This window comes from Vibrio sp. 1562 (assembly GCF_033340155.1).
GTDB classification, from domain to species: Bacteria; Pseudomonadota; Gammaproteobacteria; order Enterobacterales; family Vibrionaceae; genus Vibrio; species Vibrio alginolyticus.
The window spans coordinates 1-639 of sequence record NZ_JAWOVY010000457.1 but is presented as its reverse complement, the minus strand read 5'-3'; the positions used below and the strand labels follow the sequence as shown (position 1 = coordinate 639).

1 protein-coding gene and 1 pseudogene are annotated in these 639 nt (G+C 46.5%); both read right to left on the bottom strand.

Features of this window, described 5'->3' with window-relative positions; genetic code table 11:
* A pseudogene (locus R7Z49_RS25800) lies at positions 1-199 on the bottom strand (endonuclease III); the annotation flags it as partial.
* Between the two features lie 79 nt (positions 200-278).
* Positions 279-639: Rnf-Nqr domain containing protein (locus R7Z49_RS25795; protein WP_318112513.1), on the bottom strand; the 361-nt coding region annotated here is incomplete at its 5' end.

The window sequence follows — 639 nt, the reverse complement described above, 5'->3', positions numbered from 1 at the left end:
AATCGAGAATACTTTGTGGCGTATTCGCAACGGGGAAGAGTTTATCAGTGGCTTTGTTGACACTGACATCGGTCGCTTGCGCTGAAAGTAGCACAGCGATGAGTAACTCAAATGGAGAGCTCCAGTTCAGTTCCGTTTCAGGATTGGGGTTGTTTTCTCTTAATCGTTCAAGAATTTCTATTCTTTTTTCTTTGTTCATTGCTGACTTCCAAACCCGTCTTTGCGGTTTATGAAAAAGGCCCTACGAGTGGTAGAGCCTTGATTTTAGAATTCTTATATTATGCGTTAGTTACGCGAGCACGCTCAATGGCCGGTTTTTCTTCTTTCGGCTGACGAGCCTGAATTGAGCTGTCGATAACATTTTTCAACGCAATCAAAAGTCCTACACCGATGAAAGCACCTGGTGGTAATAGTGCTAATAAGAAGCTGCTATCAAATTGGAATACTTGAATGCGCAGCGCTGCAGCCCAGTCACCCAATAGCAAGTCTGCGCCGTCAAACAATGTGCCGTTGCCGATAAGCTCGCGCATTGAGCCCAACACAACTAGCACACTGGTCATGCCCAGTCCCATCCATAAGCCGTCCAATGCGGCAGGAAGCACATCATTTTTTGAAGCGTAAGCTTCGGCGCGACCGATG